At 46.6% G+C, this 3,858-nt stretch carries 4 protein-coding genes and 1 pseudogene; all 5 read left to right on the top strand.

What is annotated here, in order from left to right; genetic code table 11:
* Positions 1 to 202: pseudogene (locus ACKWMY_RS27870) on the top strand (conjugal transfer protein TrbL); the annotation flags it as partial.
* A 1,115-nt stretch (positions 203 to 1,317) separates the two neighbouring features.
* Positions 1,318 to 2,283 (top strand): protein rep, encoded by a 966-nt coding sequence (locus tag ACKWMY_RS27865; protein ID WP_409487496.1) that lies wholly within the window; start codon positions 1,318 to 1,320, stop codon positions 2,281 to 2,283.
* Positions 2,284 to 2,362: 79 nt separating this feature from the next.
* Entirely contained in the window at positions 2,363 to 2,644 is a 282-nt protein-coding gene (locus ACKWMY_RS27860) for a helix-turn-helix transcriptional regulator (protein ID WP_409487495.1), read from the top strand.
* Between the two features lie 64 nt (positions 2,645 to 2,708).
* Positions 2,709 to 2,969 carry an EexN family lipoprotein gene (locus ACKWMY_RS27855; protein ID WP_409487494.1) on the top strand — a complete coding sequence of 87 codons (261 nt, stop codon included), beginning with the start codon at positions 2,709 to 2,711 and terminating at the stop codon, positions 2,967 to 2,969.
* A gap of 8 nt (positions 2,970 to 2,977) precedes the next feature.
* Positions 2,978 to 3,858, top strand: an 881-nt coding sequence (locus ACKWMY_RS27850) for a type IV secretion system protein (RefSeq protein ID WP_409487493.1), incomplete at its 3' end; no start/stop codon positions are given.

The raw sequence follows: 3,858 nt of genomic DNA, 5'->3' as shown, positions 1-3,858 counted from the left end.
TCTTGGTATGGGGCTGGCAGGTAAAAAGGGGATGCAATCATTTGCTGGTAAAGCGGGAAACGCTGTAGGCCGTGGAACGCACTCCGCTGCTGAATGGATGGGCGATCGTGCATATCAGAAAATGGCCTCGACTGGCGTAGTAGGAGCAAAAGCAAGGCGATTAGCATCATTGGAAAAAGCGAGAGCAAGGAATGCAGCATGATAGAAAAAATTAAACTGATATCGAATTTATTTTTTAAAACTATTCATGCTGTTTGGTATTACGGAACACTACAATTTATTTTTGATAAGCTGGATAAAAAATTAGTTCCTAACGGAACGGTAAGCGAAAGACTATTACTGATATTAAAATTGTTCTGCATTCTTCTTGTGTTATTAATGGTTATGAGACTTACAACTAAGTAAATAAAAAACATTAAAAGCCGATGATTAAAAATCGGCTTTTTTTATTTTTGATTTTTCCTTTTAAATGAGCCTGCGGCAGGCACAGGCGAAAACATGGTTTTCGGACAGACACAGATGATTGCATGCAATCTCTAGTGGTCTGTCTATCCTGCATCGTATTCATTTTTGCCAACTCGACACTAATGCAGGATAGACAATCCGCTAGAAAATGGTACCACTCTTCGAGCTGGCACATTTTCAGCGATTATCGTCCTGAGCCTGCCGCTGGCTCTTTTTCTACCGCCTCGCTTTGCTCGTTGCTCAACACCTCACAGACACGGATTAAAATCCGCATCCGTTCACCGTTTTTTAAAGGCCGTTAAAAGCATGATGCCCTCTCCGAGAGTTAATCTCGTCAAATGCTAAATCGTGGGGGTCCCCTTCGGGGTTCCGATTTAGTGATTGACGACACCACCGATTAAAAAACTTATGCGGGGTGGATGGTTTCACGAAGTGAGGCCATCCACCTGTAAGACAGGGTTTTGTTTTTATCCCCAGTTCTGGTGATCGGGTGTGTGGAAAAGGTTGGGGTAAGCCGTTCGAGGGTGCTTGTTTTGGGGGTTCGGGATTGTGGCTATTTTTCGCTCAATTCTCGCGCGTGATCCTTGTATTTATACTTAAGGGATAACTGGCGGATGAAAAATACAGGTTTAAGCCAGTAACGGCGCGGGTTTGGCTGGTGTTTGACGTGTAGAAGATTTTGGCGCAGAATTGAGGTGTTTTTAAGCGGCGCTGGGAGTGCGTCAACACTCCCAGCATTCGAATTTGTCACCGATAGATTTCGCGGTCTTGGTGACGTGTACTGAACGGAAATCAGGTACGGGATGAATATAACACATCAAATCCTCGCCTGCCCAGATCGGAGCAGGCTGAATGTCAGAAGATAAATTCCTTTCCGACTACAGTCCTCGTGATTCTTCGTGGGATTCACATCGCACGTTTACCGATTCCGTGGGTGGTATCTATCAGACTGCTGCCGAATTCGAGCGCTACGCGCTCCGTATGGCCTCCTGTAGCGGTTTATTGCGTTTTGGCTGGTCTACGCTCATGGAGACCGGAGAAACGCGCCTACGGCTTCGTAGCGCGCAATTTTGCCGTGTCCGTCATTGTCCTGTCTGCCAGTGGAGAAGAACCCTCATGTGGCAAGCCCGTTTTTATCAGGCTCTACCGAAAATCGTTTCGGATTACCCATCTTCCCGTTGGTTGTTTCTGACGTTAACCGTCAGGAACTGCGAAATAGGCGAATTGGGAGAAACCCTTACGGCGATGAATGCGGCTTTTAAGCGTATGGAGAAACGAAAGGAGCTTTCACCTGTTCAGGGGTGGATTAGGGCTACAGAAGTGACACGGGGCAAGGATGGCAGTGCGCACCCGCATTTTCACTGTTTGCTGATGGTGCCGCCGTCTTGGTTCACTCGCGATTATGTGAAACAGGCTCGATGGGTAGAACTCTGGCGGGACTGCTTGCGGGTGAACTATGAGCCAAACGTTGATATTCGGACGGTAAAAACCAAAACGGGCGAGGTGGTGGCCAACGTTGCAGAACAGCTACAGAGTGCTGTTGCTGAAACGCTGAAATACTCCGTTAAGCCGGAAGATATGGCGAACGATCCTGAGTGGTTTCTCGAGCTAACGCGGCAGCTTCATAAGCGCCGTTTTATCTCAACCGGTGGGGCGCTAAAAAACGTCCTCCAGTTGGATCGAGAAACCAATGAGGATCTTGTCATTGCCGACGATGTAGGGGATGGCACAGATGACGGGAAACGGACTGCGTTTGTCTGGGATTCAGGTAAACGCCGTTACAAACGTGCCCCGGAGAAAGATAAATTCGATAACTGATTATCGTAACTGACGCGGCCTGAAGGAGTTTGCACCTCCAACAGACCGCTAATCACAACAACCTGCAAGAGAGGTTCTTATGACTGCGAGCGATGCTACCCGTATAGCCAGCCTTCATCAAATCTTTGACGAGCCTATAAGTTCGAACCAGAAAGATATTGCCCTGATGTATGCCATTGGGATCACGATTGACGACATCGCTGATATCAAAGGCATTAAGCCAATTACAGTAAGAAATCATCTCGATGTAGTCAGAAATAAATTAGGTGGAATTACGCTTGGTTCTTTGCGGTCAATAATCTTTTTACGATTGCTAATTAATCCGCAAGTGATTAATGCCACTCATAATATTTTTAATTGACTAATAAAAACAGCACTGAATAAATTCAGTGCTGTTTGTTACCTATCAACATAAGGACGTTGGAATGAAAAAGTTATTTTTTTTATCGGGTGCTTTACTGGCTGCATCGCTTCTTACCGGATGTGAAGAGGAAACAAAATCCCCTCAATGGTGGTTTGATCATCCAAAAGAAGCGACAGAGAAATATCAGGACTGCAAAAAAACAGGCACTGACTCACTTAATTGCAGGAATATCAATCAAATGGCTGTACGTATTGCATATAAATACGAGCCAATGAAAAAAATTCTTTCCGAAGAAGCTGAAGCCATTAAAAACGGTAAGTGAGGTAAGGTATGGCTGGTTTTTTTGTCAAATTTAATAATGAGTTAATGACAAAACTGGAGCAGATAGGGCAAACGTATCAGAGTCAGTTTGCCAGCGACATTATGACGTTGGCAACAGCTTCTGTAACGCTGTATGTGCTGTGGAAGGGCTACCAGACGCTTGCAGGAAAAACACAAACGCCGCTTCCCGATCTGGCATGGGATTTAGCCAAGTTCGCTATCATCATCACCTTTATCACGAACGCAGGGGGGTATTTAACTTCTGCAACGGAGGCGTTGAAGGGGGTCAAAGATGGTCTGTCCGGCGGCGTAAGCGTCTGGCAAACACTCGATAACCTTTGGGCGAGCACTCAGGCTATTTCTGAGAAACTGTACCAGATTGACGCGGATATGGTTCCGTTGGCTGGGTTCTTTGGTTCTGCCTGTGTGTGGGCTGGTTCTATCATCCTGATGGCCGTTTCATCCGTTGTGTTCATATCTGCCGATGTGGTGATGACGTTGATGATTATTACCGCGCCTATTTTCCTGTTTTGCCTGATGTTTGGCTTCCTGCGCCAGATGTTTAACAACTGGTTACAGACTGTATTCTCCAGCATCCTCACGGTGTTATTTGCTTCTCTGGTTATTCGGTTTTGCATGGACTTCCAGGGCGATATGCTTACCCAGGTACTGAAAGGTGCAGACAGGCCAAATCTGTTTACAGCGGGCGCTATGGGGCTTGTTGCTGGCATTTTGTCGTCGATTCTGGTTGTTGTGTCGTCAAAGATAGCGATGTCTCTGGCAGGGGCAGGGGTTGATGGAGCCGTTCAGGGAATGGCAGTTCTTGGCGTCGGGGCATCTGGAAAGGCTGCGGCGTCACTTGGAAGTGTTGGACTCCGTTCTGGTGTTGG

The organism is Serratia sp. J2 (genome assembly GCF_046269175.1).
In the GTDB taxonomy this organism is placed as follows: Bacteria; Pseudomonadota; Gammaproteobacteria; order Enterobacterales; family Enterobacteriaceae; genus Chania; species Chania fonticola_C.
The sequence above is the reverse complement of the archived record's forward strand: the minus strand, read 5'-3'. Positions and strand labels throughout refer to the sequence as shown.

Bases quoted from the DNA above. Each gene is read 5' to 3' on its own strand.
- ACKWMY_RS27860 (WP_409487495.1), top strand. From the start codon at position 2,363: ATGACTGCGAGCGATGCTACCCGTATAGCCAGCCTTCATCAAATCTTT.
- ACKWMY_RS27855 (WP_409487494.1), top strand. From the start codon at position 2,709: ATGAAAAAGTTATTTTTTTTATCGGGTGCTTTACTGGCTGCATCGCTT.
- ACKWMY_RS27865 (WP_409487496.1), top strand. From the start codon at position 1,318: ATGTCAGAAGATAAATTCCTTTCCGACTACAGTCCTCGTGATTCTTCG.